An 18,875-nucleotide genomic window follows, 5' to 3' on the forward strand; every position below is an offset into this window, starting at 1 on the left:
ATGGCCTTTTCTCAAGCGGTCAGCGGCCTGAATGCTGCGGCCACCAACCTGGACGTCATTGGCAACAACATCGCCAACTCCGCGACCTATGGTTTCAAATCCGGTTCTGCGTCTTTTGCAGATATGTTTGCCGGTTCCAAAGTGGGTCTGGGCGTAAAAGTTGCGGGCATCACTCAGGACTTTACCGACGGTACCACCACCAACACCGGTCGTGGCCTGGACGTTGCCATCAGCCAGAACGGTTTCTTCCGTATGGTCGATGCAAACGGCTCGGTGTTCTACAGCCGTAACGGCCAGTTCAAGCTGGACGAAAACCGTAACCTGGTGAACATGCAGGGGATGCAATTAACGGGGTATCCGGTTGCCGGAACGCCATCAACGGTTCAGACCGGTGCGAATCCACAGGCGATTAATATCCCGACCACGCTGATGGCCGCGAAGTCCACCACCACGGCTTCCCAGCAGATTAACCTCAACTCCACCGATGCTGCACCAACCGCCGCCTTCGATCCGGCCAACCCGGATACCTACAACAAAAAAGGTACGGTAACCGTCTTTGATAGCCAGGGTAATGCGCACAACATGAACCTGTTTTACGTCAAAGATGCGACCCCGGCTAACTCCTGGAAAGTGTATGCCCAGGACGGCAGCGTGGCAGGCAGCGCGGCGGCAGTGGCCACGACCTTGACCTTCGATAATAACGGTACGTTGATCGGGGGTGGAAACATCAACATCACTACCGCGACTATCCCAGGTGCAGACCCGGCGACCTTCGCGATGAGTTTTGCTAACTCCATGCAGCAGAACACCGGTGCAAACAATATCGTGGCAACCAATCAGAACGGCTTCAAGCCGGGCGACCTGGTGAGCTATCAGATTAACGATGACGGCACCGTCGTCGGGAACTACTCCAACGAGCAGACTCAGGTGCTGGGCCAGATCGTGCTGGCAAACTTCGCCAACAACGAAGGTCTGAAATCTGAAGGCGATAACGTCTGGTCTGCCACGCAGTCTTCCGGTGTTGCCCTGCTGGGCACCGCGGGCTCCGGTAACTTCGGCACGCTGACCAACGGCGCGCTGGAAGCCTCAAACGTGGACCTGAGTAAAGAACTGGTGAACATGATTGTCGCGCAGCGTAACTACCAGTCGAACGCGCAGACCATCAAGACCCAGGATCAGATCCTCAACACGCTGGTTAACCTGCGTTAAGCGGCTAACAGGAAAGCGCAATGGATCACGCAATATATACCGCGATGGGCGCGGCAAGTCAGACGCTCAGCCAGCAGGCCGTTACCGCCAGCAACCTGGCAAACGCCTCTACGCCGGGCTTTCGCGCGCAGCTGAATGCGCTGCGCGCGGTGCCGGTGGAAGGGCTCTCCCTGCCGACCCGTACGCTGGTGGCGGCATCCACCCCGGGCGCAGACATGACGCCAGGGCAGATGGATTACACCTCACGCCCGCTGGACGTTGCTCTGCAGCAGGACGGCTGGCTGGCGGTGCAAACGGCGGACGGTGGCGAAGGCTATACCCGTAACGGGAATATCCAGGTCAGCGCGACCGGCCAGCTGACGATTCAGGGGCATCCGGTGATGGGTGAAGCGGGCCCGCTGACCGTGCCGGAAGGCTCTGAGCTGACCATCGCCGCGGACGGCACCATCTCGGCGCTGAACCCGGGCGATCCGGCCAACACCGTTGCCCCCGTCGGGCGTCTGAAGCTGGTCAAAGCGGAAGGCAAAGAGGTGCAGCGCGGCGACGACGGCATGTTCCGTCTGACCCAGGCAGCTCAGGCTACCCGTGGTGCCACATTACAGGCCGATCCGAGCATCCGCGTGATGTCCGGCGTTCTGGAAGGCAGCAACGTTAAGCCGGTAGCCGCTATGAGCGACATGATCGCCAGCGCCCGTCGTTTTGAAATGCAGATGAAAATTATCAGCAGCGTGGACGAAAACGCGGGCAAGGCTAACCAACTTCTGTCGATGAGTTAACAGGACTCTTTATGATCAGTTCTTTATGGATCGCGAAAACTGGCCTGGACGCGCAGCAAACCAACATGGATGTGATTGCCAACAACCTGGCAAACGTGAGCACCAATGGTTTCAAGCGTCAGCGCGCCGTTTTCGAAGATTTGCTTTATCAAACCATCCGCCAGCCGGGCGCGCAGTCTTCTGAACAGACGACGCTGCCGTCAGGCCTGCAGATCGGTACCGGCGTTCGCCCGGTGGCGACCGAGCGTCTGCACAGCCAGGGCAACCTGTCTCAGACCAACAACAGCAAAGACGTGGCGATCAAAGGCCAGGGCTTCTTCCAGGTGCAGCTGCCTGACGGGACCTCTGCCTACACCCGTGACGGTTCCTTCCAGGTCGATCAGAACGGTCAGCTGGTGACGGCGGGCGGTTTCCAGGTTCAGCCTGCGATCACCATTCCGGCGAACGCCCTGAGCATTACCATCGGCCGCGACGGCATCGTGAGCGTGACCCAGCAGGGGCAGGCCGCTCCGGTCCAGGTCGGCCAGCTCAACCTGACCACCTTCATGAACGATACCGGTCTGGAAAGCATTGGTGAGAACCTCTACACCGAAACGCAATCCTCCGGCACGCCAAATGAAAGTACGCCAGGCCTGAACGGTGCGGGGCTGCTGTACCAGGGGTATGTCGAAACCTCCAACGTGAACGTGGCGGAAGAGCTGGTGAATATGATCCAGGTCCAGCGCGCGTATGAAATTAACAGTAAAGCAGTCTCTACGACCGATCAGATGCTGCAGAAACTGACGCAACTCTAAGGTGTAGCCCGGTGCGGTAAACCCCGCACCGGCTCCCTGTTTTCGAAGATGAAGGCAATGCAAAAAAACGCGGCGTTTCGTTATCCGATACTGGCTGTTCTGGCCGTCACCCTCAGCGGGTGCGCTTTGATCCCATCTAAACCATTGGTCCAGGGTGCGACGACTGCCCAACCCGTTCCTGGCCCTGCGCCAGTTGTAAACGGCTCCATTTTCCAGACCGCGCAGCCGATTAACTACGGCTATCAGCCGCTGTTTGAAGATCGCCGCCCGCGTAATGTCGGCGATACATTGACCATTGTGCTGCAGGAAAACGTCAGCGCGAGCAAGAGCTCGTCGGCGAACGCCAGCCGCGATGGCAAAACCAATTTTGGCTTTGACACCGTTCCACGCTATCTGCAGGGCCTGTTCGGCAATGCCCGTGCGGATGTTGAGGCCTCCGGCGGCAACACCTTTAACGGTAAAGGTGGCGCGAACGCCAGCAACACCTTCAGCGGTACGCTGACGGTCACGGTTGACCAGGTGCTGGTTAACGGCAATTTACACGTCGTGGGTGAAAAACAGATCGCCATTAACCAGGGCACTGAATTCATTCGCTTCTCGGGCGTGGTGAATCCACGCACCATCAGCGGCACCAACACCGTTCCGTCCACCCAGGTGGCGGATGCGCGCATTGAGTACGTCGGTAACGGCTACATTAATGAAGCGCAGAATATGGGTTGGCTGCAGCGCTTCTTCCTTAATTTATCGCCGATGTAAGCGAGGTGACCCATGTTTAAATCGATCTTCGCCGCAGCGCTGGTTCTTGTCGCAACGTTTGCCCAGGCCGATCGCATTCGAGATCTCACCAGCGTTCAGGGCGTCCGCGGGAACTCGCTGATTGGCTATGGCCTGGTGGTGGGGCTGGACGGTACCGGTGACCAGACGACCCAGACGCCGTTTACCACCCAAAGCTTAAACAACATGCTTTCCCAGCTCGGCATTACCGTGCCGGCGGGAACCAACATGCAGCTAAAAAATGTGGCCGCGGTTATGGTCACTGCCTCCTACCCGGCGTTTGCGCGCCAGGGGCAGACCATTGACGTGGTGGTCTCCTCAATGGGTAACGCCAAAAGCCTGCGCGGCGGTACGCTGCTGATGACCCCGCTGAAAGGCGTCGACAGCCAGGTCTACGCGCTGGCGCAGGGGAACATCCTGGTCGGCGGGGCAGGCGCATCCGCTGGCGGAAGCAGCGTCCAGGTGAACCAGTTGAACGGCGGGCGCATCACCAACGGTGCGATCATCGAGCGTGAACTGCCGACCCAGTTTGGCGCGGGCAACACCATCAACCTGCAGCTGAATAATGAAGACTTCACGATGGCGCAGCAGATTGCCGACACCATCAACCGCAGCTATGGCAATGCCACGGCACTGGATGCGCGTACCGTGCAGATCCGCACCTCCACCGGCAGCAGCAACCAGGTGCGCATGCTGGCGGATATCCAGAATCTGGAAGTGAACGTGCCGGTGCAGGATGCCAAAGTGATCATCAACTCCCGTACGGGCTCCGTGGTGATGAACCGGGAAGTGTCGCTGGATAGCTGTGCCGTGGCGCAGGGTAACCTGTCGGTGACGGTTAACCGTTCCGCCAACGTCAGCCAGCCGGATACACCGTTTGGTGGCGGCCAGACGGTAGTGACGCCGCAAACGCAGATTGATTTACGCCAGAGCGGCGGTTCCCTGCAGAGCGTGCGCTCCAGCGCCAACCTGAACAGCGTGGTGCGTGCCCTGAACGCGCTGGGCGCGACGCCGATGGATCTGATGTCCATTCTGCAATCGATGCAAAGCGCGGGCTGCCTGCGCGCCAAACTGGAAATCATCTAATGTTGACCGATAGCAAACTGTTGACCAGTGCCGCCTGGGATGCCCAGTCGCTCAACGAACTGAAAGCCAAAGCAGGTAAAGACCCGGCGGCGAATATCCGCCCGGTTGCCCGCCAGGTGGAAGGGATGTTTGTACAGATGATGCTGAAGAGCATGCGCGAAACCCTGCCGAAAGACGGGATGTTCAGCAGCGATTCAACGCGTCTTTATACCAGCATGTACGACCAGCAGATTGCGCAGCAGATGACCGCCGGTAAAGGCCTCGGTCTGGCTGACATGATTGTCAAACAGACCGCCGCCGCACAGGGTGTTCAGCCAGAAGAGCAGCCGCAGCAGGTGCCGATGAAGTTCGACCTCGAAACGGTGACCAGTTATCAGAACCAGGCGCTGACGCAGATGGTGCGTAAAGCGATACCGAAGGCAACGGGCAGCGGCGACGAGGCGCTCTCCGGTGACAGCAAAGACTTCCTGGCGCAGCTTTCTCTGCCGGCACGGCTTGCCAGTGAACAGAGCGGCGTGCCTCACCACCTGATTCTGGCCCAGGCCGCGCTGGAATCGGGCTGGGGTCAGCGCCAGATCCGCAAGGAAAACGGCGACCCGAGCTTCAACATCTTCGGCGTGAAGGCCACCTCCAGCTGGAAGGGGCCGACCACCGAGATCACGACTACGGAATACGAGAACGGCGCGGCGGTGAAGGTGAAAGCCAAATTCCGCGTCTACAGCTCGTATCTGGAAGCCTTATCCGATTATGTAGGCCTGCTGAGCCGAAATCCGCGTTATACCGCCGTTACGCAGGCGGCAACGGCGGAGCAGGGCGCTCAGGCCCTGCAAAACGCGGGCTACGCGACCGACCCGAACTACGCGCGCAAGCTTACCAGCATGATCCAGCAGCTGAAATCCATGGGCGAGAAGGTCAGTAAAGCCTATAGCACAGATATTGAAAATCTGTTCTGAAAGTTCTCAAGTCCCGGTGGAGGTTGCCGATAACCTTCATCAGGACTCGTGTCTGAACGTATAAAAGGAACCCCCATGTCCAGTTTGATTAACAGCGCCATGAGTGGCCTCAGTGCCGCGCAGTCGGCACTCAATATCGTCAGTAATAATATTTCAAGCTATAACGTGGCAGGTTACACCCGCCAGACGACGGTGCTGGGTGCATCTAACAGCACGCTGACCGGCGGTGGCTGGGTGGGTAACGGGGTGTATGTCTCCGGTGTCCAGCGTGAATATGACGCTTTCATCACCAACCAGCTGCGCGCCGCGCAGACCCAAAGCAGCGGCCTGACCACGCGCTATCAGCAGATGTCAAAAATTGACGATGTGCTCTCCGATACCACCAACTCGCTTTCCACCACTCTGCAGGATTTCTTTAAGAGCCTGCAAACGCTGGTGAGCAACGCGGAAGACCCGGCTGCGCGTCAGACGGTGCTGGGAAAAGCGGATGGTCTGGTTAACCAGTTTAAAACTAACGATCAGTATCTTCGCGACCAGGATTCGCAGGTGAATACCGCGATTTCAACCAGCGTGTCGCAGATCAACAACTACGCCAAACAGATTGCCAACCTGAACGATCAGATCTCCCGTCTGACCGGCGTTGGCGCGGGCGCATCCCCGAATGATTTGCTCGACCAGCGCGATCAGCTCGTCACTGAGCTGAACAAAATCGTGGGCGTGGAAGTCTCTGTGCAGGATAGCGGCACGTATAACATCTCTTTCGGCAACGGCTACAGCCTGGTGCAGGGCAGCAAAGCTAACCAGCTGGCTGCCGTGAAGTCCAGCGCCGATCCTTCCCGCACCACTATCGCCTACGTCGATGAAGTTGCGGGTAATGTCGAGATCCCGGAAAAGATGATCACCACCGGTTCGTTAGGCGGTTTGCTGACCTTCCGCGCGGAAGATCTGGATAAGGCTCGTAATAACCTGAACCAGATGGCGCTGGCGTTTGCCGACGCGATGAACAAGCAGCACGAGGCCGGCTTTGATGCCAACGGCGATGCGGGCGGCAAGCTGTTCGGCTTCGGTTCTCCGGCTGTGCTTTCCAACAGCAAAAATAGCGGCACGGCGGTCGTCAATGCCACCGTTGCGGACAGCACCAAAGTTCAGGCAACGGACTATAAGCTGCAGTTTAACGGCACCGACTGGACCATCACCCGCACGTCGGACAAGACCAGCTTTACCATGAGCCCGGATGCCAGCGGCAATCTGTCTTTTGACGGTCTCAACGTGAACGTCAGCGGTTCGGCCAACGCCAAAGACAGCTTTACCGTGAAGCCCGTCTCTGACGTCATCATGAACATGGAACTGTCCATCAGTGACGAATCCAAACTGGCTATGGCCGCGGTGCAGAACGGCGGTGAGAGCGACAACCGCAACGGGCAGAAAATGCTCGATCTGCAAAACAGCAAAGTGGTTGGCGGGAACAAAACCTTTAACGATGCCTATGCCTCACTGGTGAGCACCGTAGGGAGCACCACCGCTTCACTGAAAGTCAGTAGCCAGACGAAAGCCAATGTGGAAACGCAGTTAATTAAGCAGCAGCAGACCATCTCTGGGGTAAACCTCGACGAAGAGTATGGCAACCTGCAGCGTTATCAGCAGTATTACCTCGCCAACGCGCAGGTGCTTCAGACTGCCAGTACGCTCTTCGATGCAATTATCAACATTCGTTAAGGTTGAGGTGAAAAATGCGTATTAGCACCCAGATGATGTACGAACAGAACATGCGCGGGATCACCGATTCCCAGAGCAGATGGCTGAGCTACGGTGAACAAATGTCCACCGGCAAGCGCGTTAACCGTCCGTCGGACGATCCTATCGCGGCTTCACAGTCTATTGTGCTGTCACAGTCTCAGTCTCAAAACAGCCAGTTCGCGTTAGCGCGCACCTTTGCCACGCAAAAAGTGTCGCTGGAAGATAACGTGCTGACCCAGGTGAACACCGCTTTATCAAGCGTGCGTGAGAAGCTGGTCTACGCGTCAAACGGCACCTTAAGCGATGACGACCGTCTCTCTCTGGCGACCGATATCCAGGGGATCCGCGACCAGCTGATGAACCTGGCTAACACGACGGATGGCAATGGTCGCTTTATCTTTGCGGGATACAAAACCGAGAGTGCACCGTTTGATGCCGCAACCGGCACCTACAATGGTGGTACTGAGGCGATCACTCAGCAGGTCGATACGGCGCGAAACATGGCGATCAGCCATACCGGCCAGCAGATCTTTGAGAGCATTACCAGCAATGCACAAGAGTTGCCGGGCGGTGGGTATGGCGATACCAACATGTTTAAAATCCTTGATTCCGCCATTGCTTCGTTGAAAACGCCGATTGAGAACGATCCGGCCGCAGCCGCCGCGCAAGGTCAGGTGATTTCCAACGCGCAGATCGGTATTAAAAACGCTCAAAACAACGTCCTGACGGTCGTTGCGGATGTGGGTACTAAACTGAACGAACTGGAAAAACTCGATACCCTGGGTGACGACCGCGCGCTGGGTCAGACTAAGCAGATGAGCGACCTGGTGGACGTGGACTGGAACGAAGCGATTTCCTCTTACACCATGCAGCAGGCGGCCCTGCAGGCTTCTTATAAAGCGTTTAGCGATATGCAGGGCATGTCTCTGTTCCAGCTGAACAAATAACATCTTGACCTCTTGGAACATGTCTTGAAACTGGGCATGTTTTACTGCCCAATCCGTCTGGATTGGGCATTTTTTTTATGCCATTTCTGCTGGTGCCGAGGCGACCCGCGCGCTTTCAATCATACGGATTGCCAGCGCAATGATGCCGCAAACCGTTGCCAGCGCAACCACGCCCGTCCAGCCAGCCAGCGTGTAAATATTGCTGCCTAACGCGGAACCCAACGCCATGCCGATGAAGATCACGGTAAAGAGCAGGGCGTTCAGACGACCCCGTGCCTGTGGCTCAAGGCTGTAAACCAGATTCTGGTGCGCGACCAGGCTGGACTGCAGGCCCAGATCGAACCCGATAGCAGAGACGGCAATCAGAATCAGCTGTCCGTGAACTCCCAGGGCAGGCATCAGGAACATCAGGGCAAACGAGACGGTCACAAGGACGGCACCAAGCTGCGTGACTTTCCCGGCACCCAGTTTATCCGCCAGGCCGCCCGCCAGCGGGGCTGCCAACGCACCGGCTGCACCTGCGATACCAAAACCACCGGCGACGGCACTCCCGAGGTGATAGCGTTCCAGCAGCATGACCGCAAGCGTAGACCAGAAGGCGCTAAAGGCTATCGACAGAAAACCCTGGGCCAGCGCGGCACGGCGCAGAGCGGGATAGCGACGCCACAGATGTTCCATCGAGCGCAGCAGAGCGGGATAGCTCAGCGTGGAGTGAACGGCGAAACGAGGGAGTACGGCCCACATTACCACGCCGATAAACGCAATACTTGCCGCAGCCAGCTGATACATCACGCGCCAGCCAAACGCTTCGCCCACCACGCCGCTGACGGTTCGGGAGAGCAAAATGCCCAGCAGCAGACCGGTCATCACCGTACCCACGGTTTTCCCCTGTTTGCCTTCCGGCGCAAGGATTGCCGCAGCCGGGACAATATCCTGCGCCATGGTGGCGGCCATGCCGATGAGCAGGCTTGCCAGCAGCAGGGAGTGGATCTGTCCGGTCAGGCTACAGCCCAGCAGGAACAGCGCCAGGGCCGCGCTCTTTATCAGGATTAATGTTCTGCGGTCGTGGCGATCGCCGAGCGGCAGCAGGAACAGGATCCCTAAGGCATATCCCGCCTGGGTGAGGGTCGGGACCAGGCCCATTCCTTCGATACTCAGGTGAAGGTCGGCGCCCATCAGAGGCAGCAGAGGCTGGGCATAATAGATGGATGCCACGCTGAAGCCTGCACCGAGCGCCAGCATTAAGATTACCCAGCGGCTTACGGCATGGGCGGCGGTTGTTGTATTCATAAGACGTTCCTCATTCATCGTGTGAGGCTATTTTTCATCAGTACGCCTTGCGGCGGTAGCGAGCGCGGTGGTAAAACGCTTATACGTTGAACGTATAGATGAAAAGTAAATGAAAAGAGTTGAGCGTATAGACAGGGTAGAGCTGATGCGGACGTTTGTCCGCATTGTGGAGGCGGGTTCCCTTTCTGCGGCGGCACGGCAGCTGGACACCACCCAGGCCACGGTGAGCCGGCGGCTGCAGTCGCTTGAGACAATGCTGGGCGTGCGTCTGATGTTGCGCACCACCCACACGACGCGGCTGACGGATGACGGGGAGCGCTGCTATCAGCATGCCCGCCGGGTAATTGACAGCTGGCTGGCGCTGGAAGATGAGGTGGGGCAGACGGAAGATGAACCTGTAGGCGTGCTGCGGGTGCGGGCACCGCATGCGTTTGGTCAGGATCAGCTCCTGAAACCACTAACCGAATTTCTACAGCGTTATCCGCAGCTTTCTATTGAGTGGATGCTCAACGATCGGTCGGCTGATTTTCTGGGCGACAACCTTGACTGCGCTATTCGGGTGGGAATGGAAGTCGACCCGGCGACCGTGTCCGTGCTGCTGGCCGAAGTACCGCGCTCGGTGGTGGCTTCTCCGGCATTGCTGGACCGCTTTCCGACGGTTAACACCCCGGAGGATCTGCAGCAGCTTCCCTGGATTGCCATCAGCTCTTTCTACCAGCGCCATGTGGAGCTTTTTCACGAGGCATCATCCGCCACCGCGCGCGTGATAATTACCCCACGCCTGAGCACCGACAGTCTGTATGTCGCACGCAATACGGCACTCACCGGTCTTGGCGTGGCGGTAGTATCCAGCTGGACGGTACAGGATGATATCCGGGAAGGTCGGCTGGTACATTTGCTGCCAGAGTGGCAGCCGGCGGCGTTACCGGTGCATCTGGTTTACCCCTGGTCCCGGTATTATCCGGCGCGCTTGCGGCGATTTCTGGAGCTAATGCGGCAGATCATGCCGGAGGTCACCGGGATGAGAAAGCCCGTGCAGCAGCCATAAAAAAAGCCGACCCGAAGGTCGGCTTTTTACTTTCTGCGTCGTTATTCGACAGGCTGTGGACGCGTCGCTGGTGCAGTCGCCTGATGCGTTGCACTGTGACCGCCTGCAGCGCCTTTACCGTCAAAGCTGAACGCCGGGCGAACCCAGTCGCTGTGACGCGGTGCTTCAGGCACATACTCTGGTGCCGGAGCGCGCGTCATCGGCGCTGTCGCAACGTGAGCAGGCGCAGGAGCGGTAACAACCTTAACCGGCTCTGGCTCCACTTCAGGCGCTTTCGCTTCTTCAACAACCGGTTCAACCTGAATCTCAACGTCCTGAACGATTTCTTCAGTGGTGGTTTCGACGAGGGTTTCAGCGGCTTCTTCCACTGCGGCTACTGGTTCAGCTTCTTCAGCGACTTCCTCAGCCACCACGACATCTTCTTCGGCGATAATCTGCGGTGCGGCATCAACCGGCGCGGCAATCACTTCAGGATGGGTAGTTTCGACGTCCACTGCGTGTGGTTCTGCCGCTTCAACAACCTGAGGTTCAACCACGGTTGCTGCTTCGGTCATAGCATCTTCAACCGCTGCTACAGGAGCAATCACCTCTTCGGTCACAGCCTGCTCTTCAACAGCCTGCTCCAGGCGAGCGACCGGATAACGGATCCAGACTTTGCCGGATGCCATTTCTGGTGACGCGCACGCCACGGTCAAAGGCATTGGAGACTGAGTCGGATAACGCTCGTCACGGTAGCGACGACGACGCTGGCCACTTACGCGCAGATGACGCGGAGAACGGCGGGAGCGACGCGGCATACCTGCGTTGTCACGGTTTTCACCGTTTTCATCCTGCTCAACGTTATTGTCCACAACGGCTGGCAGGTCAACTTTTGCAACCTGCGTGCCTGTTGCGGTTTCTGCCGCTTCAGCCGCAACTACGGTGGTTTCTTCTACCGGAGCCGCACCAATGCGCACTTTCTGTGCCAGCTGGCGCTGCTTACGACGAGGCATCACCTGAGTACGTTCTTCCTGCTCGCCGTCCTGCTGCTCAGCGGGCTCTTCGCGGTTCAGGTTTTTAACTTCCTGCTGCGCCTGACGCTTCTCGTCGTTACGACGACGGTTGCGTTCGCGGCGTGGCTGCTGCTCGTCGCGCTGCTTGCTCTTCTCGGACTCATCGCCCGCCTGCTGGCGAATTTCACGATCTTCAACATTCTGCTGCTGTTTCTCGCGACGGTTGCGACGGTTGTCTTCGCGCTGTTCACGGCCTTCGTTATTGTCTGAACGGCTGTCACGACGCTCGTTACGGTCGCTGCGGTCGTTACGATCGCGGCGGTTGTTCTGACGCTTGCGACGGTCCTGCTGACGTTCAGGTTTGGCAGCTTTAGGTTCTTCTTTCGGCTGCTCTGGCTGAACTTCTTCACCCGCAAACATCTTCTTCAGCGCGCCGAAGAAGCGACTCAGCAGACCCGTTTGCGCCGGCTGGACTTTCGCGGCCGCGGCTTCTGGTTTCTGCGCCGCCGGTTTGGCTGCCGGTTTTTCCAGCGCCGCTTCCGGTGGGGCTTCAGGCATAATGAAGGTCGCTAACGCAGGCTGCTCTGGGAGTTTGCGCTCGGCAGGTTCTTCATCGGAAGGCAGCGCCATCTCTTCTTCATGCAGCTTCGGCAGCAGGTAGCTGAGGGTGCTGGTCTCTTCGCCCTTACGGACACGCAGCACGTGATAGTGCGGGGTTTCCATCTGGTCGTTTGGCACGATGATGCAGCGAACGCCGCCCTGACGCGCTTCGATTGCGCTGACCGCTGCACGTTTTTCGTTCAGCAAGTAGGAGGCAATCGGCACAGGCACAATGGCGTGAACCTCTTTGGTGTTCTCTTTCAGCGCTTCTTCTTCAATCAGACGCAGGATAGAGAGAGACAGAGATTCGTTATCACGCACGGTACCGGTGCCGGAGCAGCGCGGGCAGACGTGATGGCTGGACTCACCCAGCGACGGGCTCAGACGCTGGCGGGACATCTCCAGCAGGCCGAAGCGCGAGATGTGGCTAATCTGGATACGCGCGCGATCCTGACGCACCGCTTCACGCAGGCGGTTTTCAACCGCGCGCTGGTGGCGAACAGGGGTCATGTCGATGAAGTCGATAACAATCAGACCGCCCAGGTCGCGCAGGCGGAGCTGGCGGGCGATTTCATCAGCGGCTTCAAGGTTGGTGTTGAAGGCCGTCTCTTCGATGTCCCCGCCGCGGGTTGCACGCGCGGAGTTGATGTCGATAGCGGTCAGCGCTTCGGTGGTATCGATAACGATAGAACCGCCGGACGGCAGGCGCACTTCACGCTGGAAGGCGGACTCGATCTGGGATTCGATCTGATAATGGCTGAACAGCGGGATTTCACCGGTGTACAGTTTAATTTTGCTGGTGAAATCCGGACGACCCAGCGCGGCGATGTGCTGGCGAGCCAGCTCAAGCACTTTCGGGTTATCGATCAGAATCTCACCGATGTCCTGACGCAGGTAATCACGGAAGGCACGCACGATAACGTTGCTTTCCTGGTGGATCAGGAACGGAGCAGGGCGGCTTTCTGCGGCTTTCTGGATAGCTTCCCAGTGCTTCAGACGGAAGCTCAGGTCCCACTGCAGCGCTTCGGCAGATTTGCCCACGCCCGCGGTACGTACGATAAGCCCCATGCCATCCGGCAGCTCAAGGCTTGCCAGCGCTTCTTTCAGCTCGGTACGGTCATCACCTTCGATACGGCGAGAGATGCCCCCCGCGCGCGGGTTGTTTGGCATCAGCACCAGATAGCTCCCCGCCAGGCTGATAAAGGTGGTCAGTGCGGCACCCTTGTTGCCGCGCTCTTCTTTATCAATCTGAACGATAACTTCCTGACCTTCACGCAGAACATCTTTGATGTTTGGGCGGCCATGGGCGTTGTAGTTTGCAGGGAAATATTCGCGGGCGATTTCTTTCAGAGGGAGGAAACCATGACGCTCAGCACCGTAATCGACAAATGCAGCTTCAAGGCTTGGTTCAATGCGGGTGATTTTACCTTTGTAAATGTTCGCTTTTTTCTGTTCGTGTCCAGGACTTTCGATATCCAGATCGTACAGGCGCTGCCCATCCACAAGGGCGACACGCAACTCTTCTTGCTGAGTTGCGTTGATTAACATTCTTTTCATCGTAACTTACTCGTTATTCTTACATTGACGACAAAGCTGCGGGCAAGGTGACGCTTTCCGGGGTATGAACCGATGGCCTCGTGTCTGTTCACGTCGCCAACCTCACGGTTGTCGCTCGCTTAAGAGGCGCAGAGTGTCGGTTGCCTGTATTTCATACGGAAACACAGCGCAATTATCAGGGGAATTGCCTGGGTAGAACTCTCCAGAGAACAATCCTTATACCGGGAAGTACTGCAACCCGCAGCCCGCTAACTGCCTGAAAGATCAATACGTCTTACGCCATTGCTGCGTGGATGATCGGTCAGACAAAATTGGTCATTCCGTCGACATCCTTACAAAACCCGGATTTAACGCGGAAAACAGCCCCATTATTCCACTGCTCGCCGGGTTATAGCAAGATGACTTTTACCAATTATCACCCGGTTACTCACAGTTTCTTCACCTCAAGGTGGTGATTGGTTTAATAACCACCAAATCGATTGCGTGAAACGGGGCGCAGGCCGGATAAAAGTAAATATAAGCATAGAAAAATGAGTGGCGCTAATGGCTGACGATATTTAGAATCGCCAACCATGAAAACAGAGACTCCAGCCGTAAAAATGGTTGCTATCGCGGATGACTACGCGGGGCAACGCATCGATAACTTCTTGCGCACCCAACTGAAGGGCGTGCCAAAGAGTATGATTTACCGCATCCTGCGTAAGGGCGAGGTGCGGGTGAATAAAAAACGCGTGAAGCCTGAGTATAAGCTCGAAGCCGGTGATGAAGTGCGTATTCCACCGGTTCGCGTGGCTGAACGTGAAGAAGAGGTGGTGTCGCCGAAGCTGCAAAAAGTCGCGGCCCTGAGCGATGTCATCCTTTATGAGGACGATCATATTCTGGTGCTGAATAAGCCATCGGGTACCGCGGTCCACGGTGGTAGCGGTCTGAGCTTCGGCGTGATTGAAGGGTTACGTGCGCTGCGTCCGGAAGCCCGTTTCCTCGAACTGGTTCACCGCCTGGACCGTGATACCTCAGGCGTGCTGCTGGTAGCGAAAAAGCGTTCAGCGCTGCGTTCCCTGCACGAGCAGCTGCGTGAGAAGGGCATGCAGAAAGATTATCTGGCGCTGGTGCGCGGTCAGTGGCAGTCCCACGTGAAGGTGGTGCAGGCCCCGCTGCTGAAGAACATTCTGCAAAGCGGCGAGCGCATTGTGCGCGTGAGCCAGGAAGGGAAACCGTCGGAGACGCGCTTTAAGGTTGAAGAGCGCTACGAGTTTGCCACGCTGGTGCGCTGCAGTCCGGTGACGGGGCGTACCCATCAGATTCGCGTGCATACCCAGTTTGCGGGCCATCCGATTGCGTTTGATGACCGCTACGGCGACCGGGAATTTGATAAACAGCTGGCGGGCACGGGCCTGTCGCGTCTGTTCCTGCATGCGGCAGCGTTGAAGTTTACCCATCCTAATACCGGGGAAGTTATCCGTATTGAAGCGCCGCTGGACGAGCAGTTGAAACGCTGCCTGAAGGTTCTGCGCGGCTGATTATGTGCCGGGTGGCGCTGCGCTTACCCGGCCTACGAAACCCGTAGGCCCATGCAAGCGAAGCGCCGCTGGGCATAACTTACACGATCAGCGGATTACACTCTTCTCGCCGTAACATCTGACACAAGGCAATCAGCGGCAATCCCACCAGTGTGTTCGGATCCCGCCCATCCAGTTTGTCGAACAGCGCAATCCCCAGTCCTTCACTCTTAAAGCTTCCTGCGCAGTTCAGCGGACGTTCCCGGCGCACGTAGTCCATAATCTCCAGCTCGCTAAGATGGCGGAAGTGCACGTCGAACGGCTCGCATTCGGTTTGCAGATGGCCGGAGGCGGAGTTATAGAGCGCCAGGCCCGTGTAAAAGGTCACGATAGTGCCCCGCGCAAGCAGAAGCTGCTGGCAGGCATTCTCCTCCGTATGGGGCTTGCCGGTGATTTCGCCGTCCAGCACGCAAACCTGATCGGAGCCTATAATCAAATGTGCAGGATACCGTGCGGCCAGCGATTGCGCTTTCTCCTTAGCGAGACGCGTTACCAGATGACGCGGTGATTCGCCCGGCTGCGGCGTCTCATCAACGTCCGGCGCGGCGCATTCAAACGGGATCCCGAGCTTTTCCAGCAGCGTTCGACGGTAGGGAGAAGTGGAAGCAAGGACGAGATTTGGCATATTTTTATCACCAGATATAGCGTATCGATGCCAGCCATTTTAAACTACAGGCCGCAATGTGTGCGAATAATTGGCAAAAGGCAGCTCTGGTTGCCTTTTTCTTTGACTCTATGACGTTACAAAGTTAATATGCGCGCCCTATGCAAAAGGTAAAATTACCCCTGACTCTTGATCCGGTTCGTACGGCTCAAAAACGCCTTGATTACGAAGGTATCTATACTTCCGATCAGGCCGAGCGTATTGCCGAATCTGTAGTCAGTGTGGACAGTGATGTAGAATGCTCCATGTCGTTCGCTATCGACAACCAGCGTCTCGCCGTTTTAACCGGTGATGCAAAGGTAACGGTAACGCTCGAGTGTCAGCGTTGCGGGAAACCGTTTGTACAGCATGTTCACACAACGTATTGTTTCAGTCCGGTTCGTTCTGACGAACAGGCTGAAGCACTCCCGGAAGCGTATGAGCCGATTGAGGTTAACGAATTCGGTGAAATCGATCTTCTGGCTCTGGTTGAAGATGAAATCATCCTCTCCTTGCCAGTCGTTCCGGTGCATGATTCTGAACACTGTGAAGTGTCCGAGGCGGACATGGTCTTTGGGGAACTGCCTGATGAAGCGCAAAAACCAAACCCATTTGCCGTATTAGCCAGCTTAAAGCGTAAGTAATTGAGGAGTAAGGTCCATGGCCGTACAACAGAATAAACCAACCCGTTCCAAACGTGGCATGCGTCGTTCCCATGACGCGCTGACTGCAGTTACCAGCCTGTCTGTAGACAAGACTTCTGGTGAGAAACACCTGCGTCACCACATCACCGCTGACGGTTTCTACCGCGGCCGCAAGGTTATCACTAAGTAATCGCGCGAAAGCGTGATTAGGCTTAGTGAGGATTTCCCCGTGCAAACGGGGAAGTTACCGAACCAGGCTGCGACGATACCTTGACACGTCTAACCCTGGCGTTAGATGTCATGGGGGGAGATTTTGGCCCTTCCGTGACAGTGCCTGCAGCATTGCAGGCACTGAATTCTAATTCGCAACTCACACTTCTTTTAGTCGGCAATCCCGACACAATCACGCCATTACTTGCAAAAGCTGACTTTGAACAACGTTCGCGTCTGCAGATTATTCCTGCGCAGTCAGTTATTGCCAGTGATGCACGCCCCTCGCAGGCGATTCGTAATAGCCGTGGCAGCTCTATGCGCATGGCGCTGGAGCTGGTAAAAGAAGGACGAGCGCAGGCTTGCGTCAGCGCCGGCAATACCGGCGCGCTGATGGGGCTGTCGAAATTACTGCTCAAGCCGATTGAGGGCATTGAGCGCCCGGCGCTGGTGACGGTGTTACCGCATCAGCAGAAGGGGAAAACGGTGGTGCTCGATTTGGGCGCTAACGTGGATTGTGATAGTACCATGCTGGCTCAGTTCGCCGTAATGGGGTCGGTGCTGGCAGAAGACGTGGTCGGGATCAACAATCCCCGCGTTGCGTTATTGAATATTGGTGAAGAAGAGACCAAAGGCCTGGACAGCATTCGCGACGCTGCTGAAATGCTCAAACAGGTTCCCTCCATCAACTATATTGGTTATCTCGAAGCCAATGAGTTGCTGACGGGAAAAACGGATGTTCTGGTGTGCGATGGCTTCACCGGAAACGTAACGTTGAAGACCATGGAAGGGGTCGTGCGCATGTTCCTTTCTCTGCTGAAATCTCAGGGAGAAGGCAAAAAAAGCGCCTGGTGGTTGATTTTATTGAAGCGTTGGTTACAAAAGAGCCTGACGCGGCGATTCAGTCACCTCAACCCCGACCAGTATAATGGCGCCTGTCTGTTAGGATTGCGCGGCATCGTGATTAAGAGTCATGGCGCCGCCAATCAGCGAGCATTTTCTGTCGCCATTGAACAGGCAGTGCAGGCGGTGCAGCGACAAGTCCCTCAGCGGATTGCCGCTCGCCTGGAATCTGTATTAGCTAAAAGTGACTGAGCGTACATGTATACGAAGATTTTAGGTACCGGCAGCTACCTGCCAAAACAAGTGCGTACCAACGCCGATCTGGAAAAAATGGTAGATACGTCTGACGAGTGGATTGTCACGCGCACAGGTATCCGTGAACGTCGTATCGCCGCGCCAGACGAAACCGTGTCCACCATGGGTTACGAAGCCGCACAGCGCGCTATCGAAATGGCGGGTATCGATAAAGAAGAGATTGGCTTGATCGTGGTTGCCACGACGTCTGCCACGCATGCTTTCCCAAGCGCGGCGTGTCAGGTGCAGAACATGCTCGGTATTAAAGGCTGCCCGGCGTTTGACGTTGCCGCCGCGTGCGCAGGTTTTACCTACGCGCTGAGCATTGCCGATCAGTATGTTAAATCTGGCTCCGTCAAATATGCGCTGGTTATCGGTGCTGACGTTTTGGCGCGTACCTGCGATCCAACCGATCGCGGAACGATCATTATTTTCGGTGATGGTGCCGGTGCGGTGCTGCTGGGGCAGTCCGAAGAGCCGGGTATCATCTCCACGCATCTGCATGCCGATGGCCGCTACGGCGAGCTGTTAACGCTGCCTAACGCCGATCGCGTTAATCCGGACAGCTCCATCTACCTGACCATGGCGGGTAACGAGGTGTTCAAGGTGGCGGTGACCGAGCTTGCGCACATTGTCGATGAGACGCTGGAAGCAAATAACCTTGAACGCACCGCGCTCGACTGGCTGGTGCCGCATCAGGCGAACCTGCGTATCATCAGCGCCACCGCTAAAAAGCTGGGCATGTCGATGGATAACGTTGTGGTGACGCTGGATCGTCACGGCAACACCTCTGCGGCGTCGGTACCGTGCGCATTTGATGAAGCGGTACGCGACGGACGAATCAAACGGGGCCAGCTGGTCTTGCTTGAAGCCTTCGGTGGCGGGTTCACCTGGGGTTCCGCGCTGGTTCGTTTCTAGT

General features: G+C 56.9%; 17 protein-coding genes. 14 read left to right on the forward strand and 3 right to left on the reverse strand.

Annotated elements, in window-relative coordinates; translation table 11 throughout:
* From flgE to flgL, 8 genes are all read left to right on the forward strand, one after another.
* Positions 1-1,209, forward strand: coding sequence for a flagellar hook protein FlgE (gene flgE / locus ACMWL8_RS06105; RefSeq protein WP_041910523.1), 1,209 nt, complete (start codon positions 1-3; stop codon positions 1,207-1,209).
* Positions 1,210-1,229: 20 nt separating this feature from the next.
* Complete coding sequence (locus tag ACMWL8_RS06110) at positions 1,230-1,985, forward strand: flagellar basal body rod protein FlgF (RefSeq protein ID WP_028012705.1); 756 nt, start codon at positions 1,230-1,232, stop codon at positions 1,983-1,985.
* A gap of 11 nt (positions 1,986-1,996) precedes the next feature.
* Positions 1,997-2,779 (forward strand): flagellar basal-body rod protein FlgG, encoded by a 783-nt coding sequence (gene flgG, locus ACMWL8_RS06115; RefSeq protein WP_000625853.1) that lies wholly within the window; start codon positions 1,997-1,999, stop codon positions 2,777-2,779.
* Positions 2,780-2,836: 57 nt separating this feature from the next.
* Positions 2,837-3,535 (forward strand): flagellar basal body L-ring protein FlgH, encoded by a 699-nt coding sequence (gene flgH, locus ACMWL8_RS06120; RefSeq protein ID WP_410396266.1) that lies wholly within the window; start codon positions 2,837-2,839, stop codon positions 3,533-3,535.
* A gap of 12 nt (positions 3,536-3,547) precedes the next feature.
* Entirely contained in the window at positions 3,548-4,639 is a 1,092-nt protein-coding gene (locus tag ACMWL8_RS06125; protein WP_028012706.1) for a flagellar basal body P-ring protein FlgI, read from the forward strand.
* Complete coding sequence (gene flgJ, locus ACMWL8_RS06130) at positions 4,639-5,592, forward strand: flagellar assembly peptidoglycan hydrolase FlgJ (RefSeq protein ID WP_045261648.1); 954 nt, start codon at positions 4,639-4,641, stop codon at positions 5,590-5,592. The genes ACMWL8_RS06125 and flgJ overlap by 1 nt, the downstream gene beginning before the upstream one ends.
* Before the next feature lie 75 nt (positions 5,593-5,667).
* A complete protein-coding gene (gene flgK / locus ACMWL8_RS06135; RefSeq protein WP_045261647.1) occupies positions 5,668-7,308 on the forward strand; it encodes a flagellar hook-associated protein FlgK in 1,641 nt (546 codons plus the stop codon).
* Between the two features lie 14 nt (positions 7,309-7,322).
* On the forward strand, positions 7,323-8,276 hold the full coding sequence (flgL, locus tag ACMWL8_RS06140) for a flagellar hook-associated protein FlgL (RefSeq protein ID WP_041910520.1): 954 nt from the start codon (positions 7,323-7,325) through the stop codon (positions 8,274-8,276).
* A 75-nt stretch (positions 8,277-8,351) separates the two neighbouring features.
* On the opposite strand, the gene ACMWL8_RS06145 is transcribed toward flgL, so the two are convergent.
* Complete coding sequence (locus ACMWL8_RS06145; RefSeq protein ID WP_045261646.1) at positions 8,352-9,566, reverse strand: MFS transporter; 1,215 nt, start codon at positions 9,564-9,566, stop codon at positions 8,352-8,354.
* Positions 9,567-9,675: 109 nt separating this feature from the next.
* Here ACMWL8_RS06145 and ACMWL8_RS06150 point away from each other — a divergent pair, with 109 nt between their 5' ends.
* Positions 9,676-10,614: a LysR family transcriptional regulator gene (locus ACMWL8_RS06150; protein WP_045261645.1), complete on the forward strand. Its 939-nt coding sequence runs from the start codon at positions 9,676-9,678 to the stop codon at positions 10,612-10,614.
* Positions 10,615-10,655: 41 nt separating this feature from the next.
* Here ACMWL8_RS06150 and rne read toward each other — a convergent pair whose 3' ends face one another.
* On the reverse strand, positions 10,656-13,763 hold the full coding sequence (rne, locus tag ACMWL8_RS06155) for a ribonuclease E (protein WP_241276962.1): 3,108 nt from the start codon (positions 13,761-13,763) through the stop codon (positions 10,656-10,658).
* A 572-nt stretch (positions 13,764-14,335) separates the two neighbouring features.
* Between rne and rluC the strand changes: the two genes are divergently transcribed.
* Complete coding sequence (rluC, locus tag ACMWL8_RS06160; protein WP_028012713.1) at positions 14,336-15,283, forward strand: 23S rRNA pseudouridine(955/2504/2580) synthase RluC; 948 nt, start codon at positions 14,336-14,338, stop codon at positions 15,281-15,283.
* 79 nt (positions 15,284-15,362) lie between these two features.
* Here the strand turns inward: rluC and ACMWL8_RS06165 are convergent, their stop codons facing one another.
* A complete protein-coding gene (locus ACMWL8_RS06165) occupies positions 15,363-15,947 on the reverse strand; it encodes a Maf family protein (RefSeq protein ID WP_045261643.1) in 585 nt (194 codons plus the stop codon).
* A gap of 140 nt (positions 15,948-16,087) precedes the next feature.
* Between ACMWL8_RS06165 and yceD the strand changes: the two genes are divergently transcribed.
* The 4 genes from yceD to ACMWL8_RS06185 all read left to right on the forward strand — a co-directional run bounded on the left by yceD (position 16,088) and on the right by ACMWL8_RS06185 (position 18,874).
* Positions 16,088-16,609 carry a 23S rRNA accumulation protein YceD gene (yceD, locus tag ACMWL8_RS06170; protein ID WP_021240759.1) on the forward strand — a complete coding sequence of 174 codons (522 nt, stop codon included), beginning with the start codon at positions 16,088-16,090 and terminating at the stop codon, positions 16,607-16,609.
* Between the two features lie 16 nt (positions 16,610-16,625).
* The gene (gene rpmF, locus ACMWL8_RS06175) at positions 16,626-16,799 is read left to right on the forward strand and encodes a 50S ribosomal protein L32 (RefSeq protein ID WP_003857964.1); all 174 of its coding nucleotides are present in this window, start codon (positions 16,626-16,628) and stop codon (positions 16,797-16,799) included.
* Between the two features lie 80 nt (positions 16,800-16,879).
* Complete coding sequence (gene plsX, locus ACMWL8_RS06180; RefSeq protein ID WP_028012715.1) at positions 16,880-17,914, forward strand: phosphate acyltransferase PlsX; 1,035 nt, start codon at positions 16,880-16,882, stop codon at positions 17,912-17,914.
* A 6-nt stretch (positions 17,915-17,920) separates the two neighbouring features.
* Positions 17,921-18,874: a beta-ketoacyl-ACP synthase III gene (locus ACMWL8_RS06185; protein WP_041910515.1), complete on the forward strand. Its 954-nt coding sequence runs from the start codon at positions 17,921-17,923 to the stop codon at positions 18,872-18,874.
* The last annotated feature ends 1 nt before the right edge of the window (position 18,875 follow it).

The organism is Enterobacter sp. 04-C-12-SI-ECC, assembly GCF_047530715.1.
GTDB classification, from domain to species: Bacteria; Pseudomonadota; Gammaproteobacteria; order Enterobacterales; family Enterobacteriaceae; genus Enterobacter; species Enterobacter bugandensis.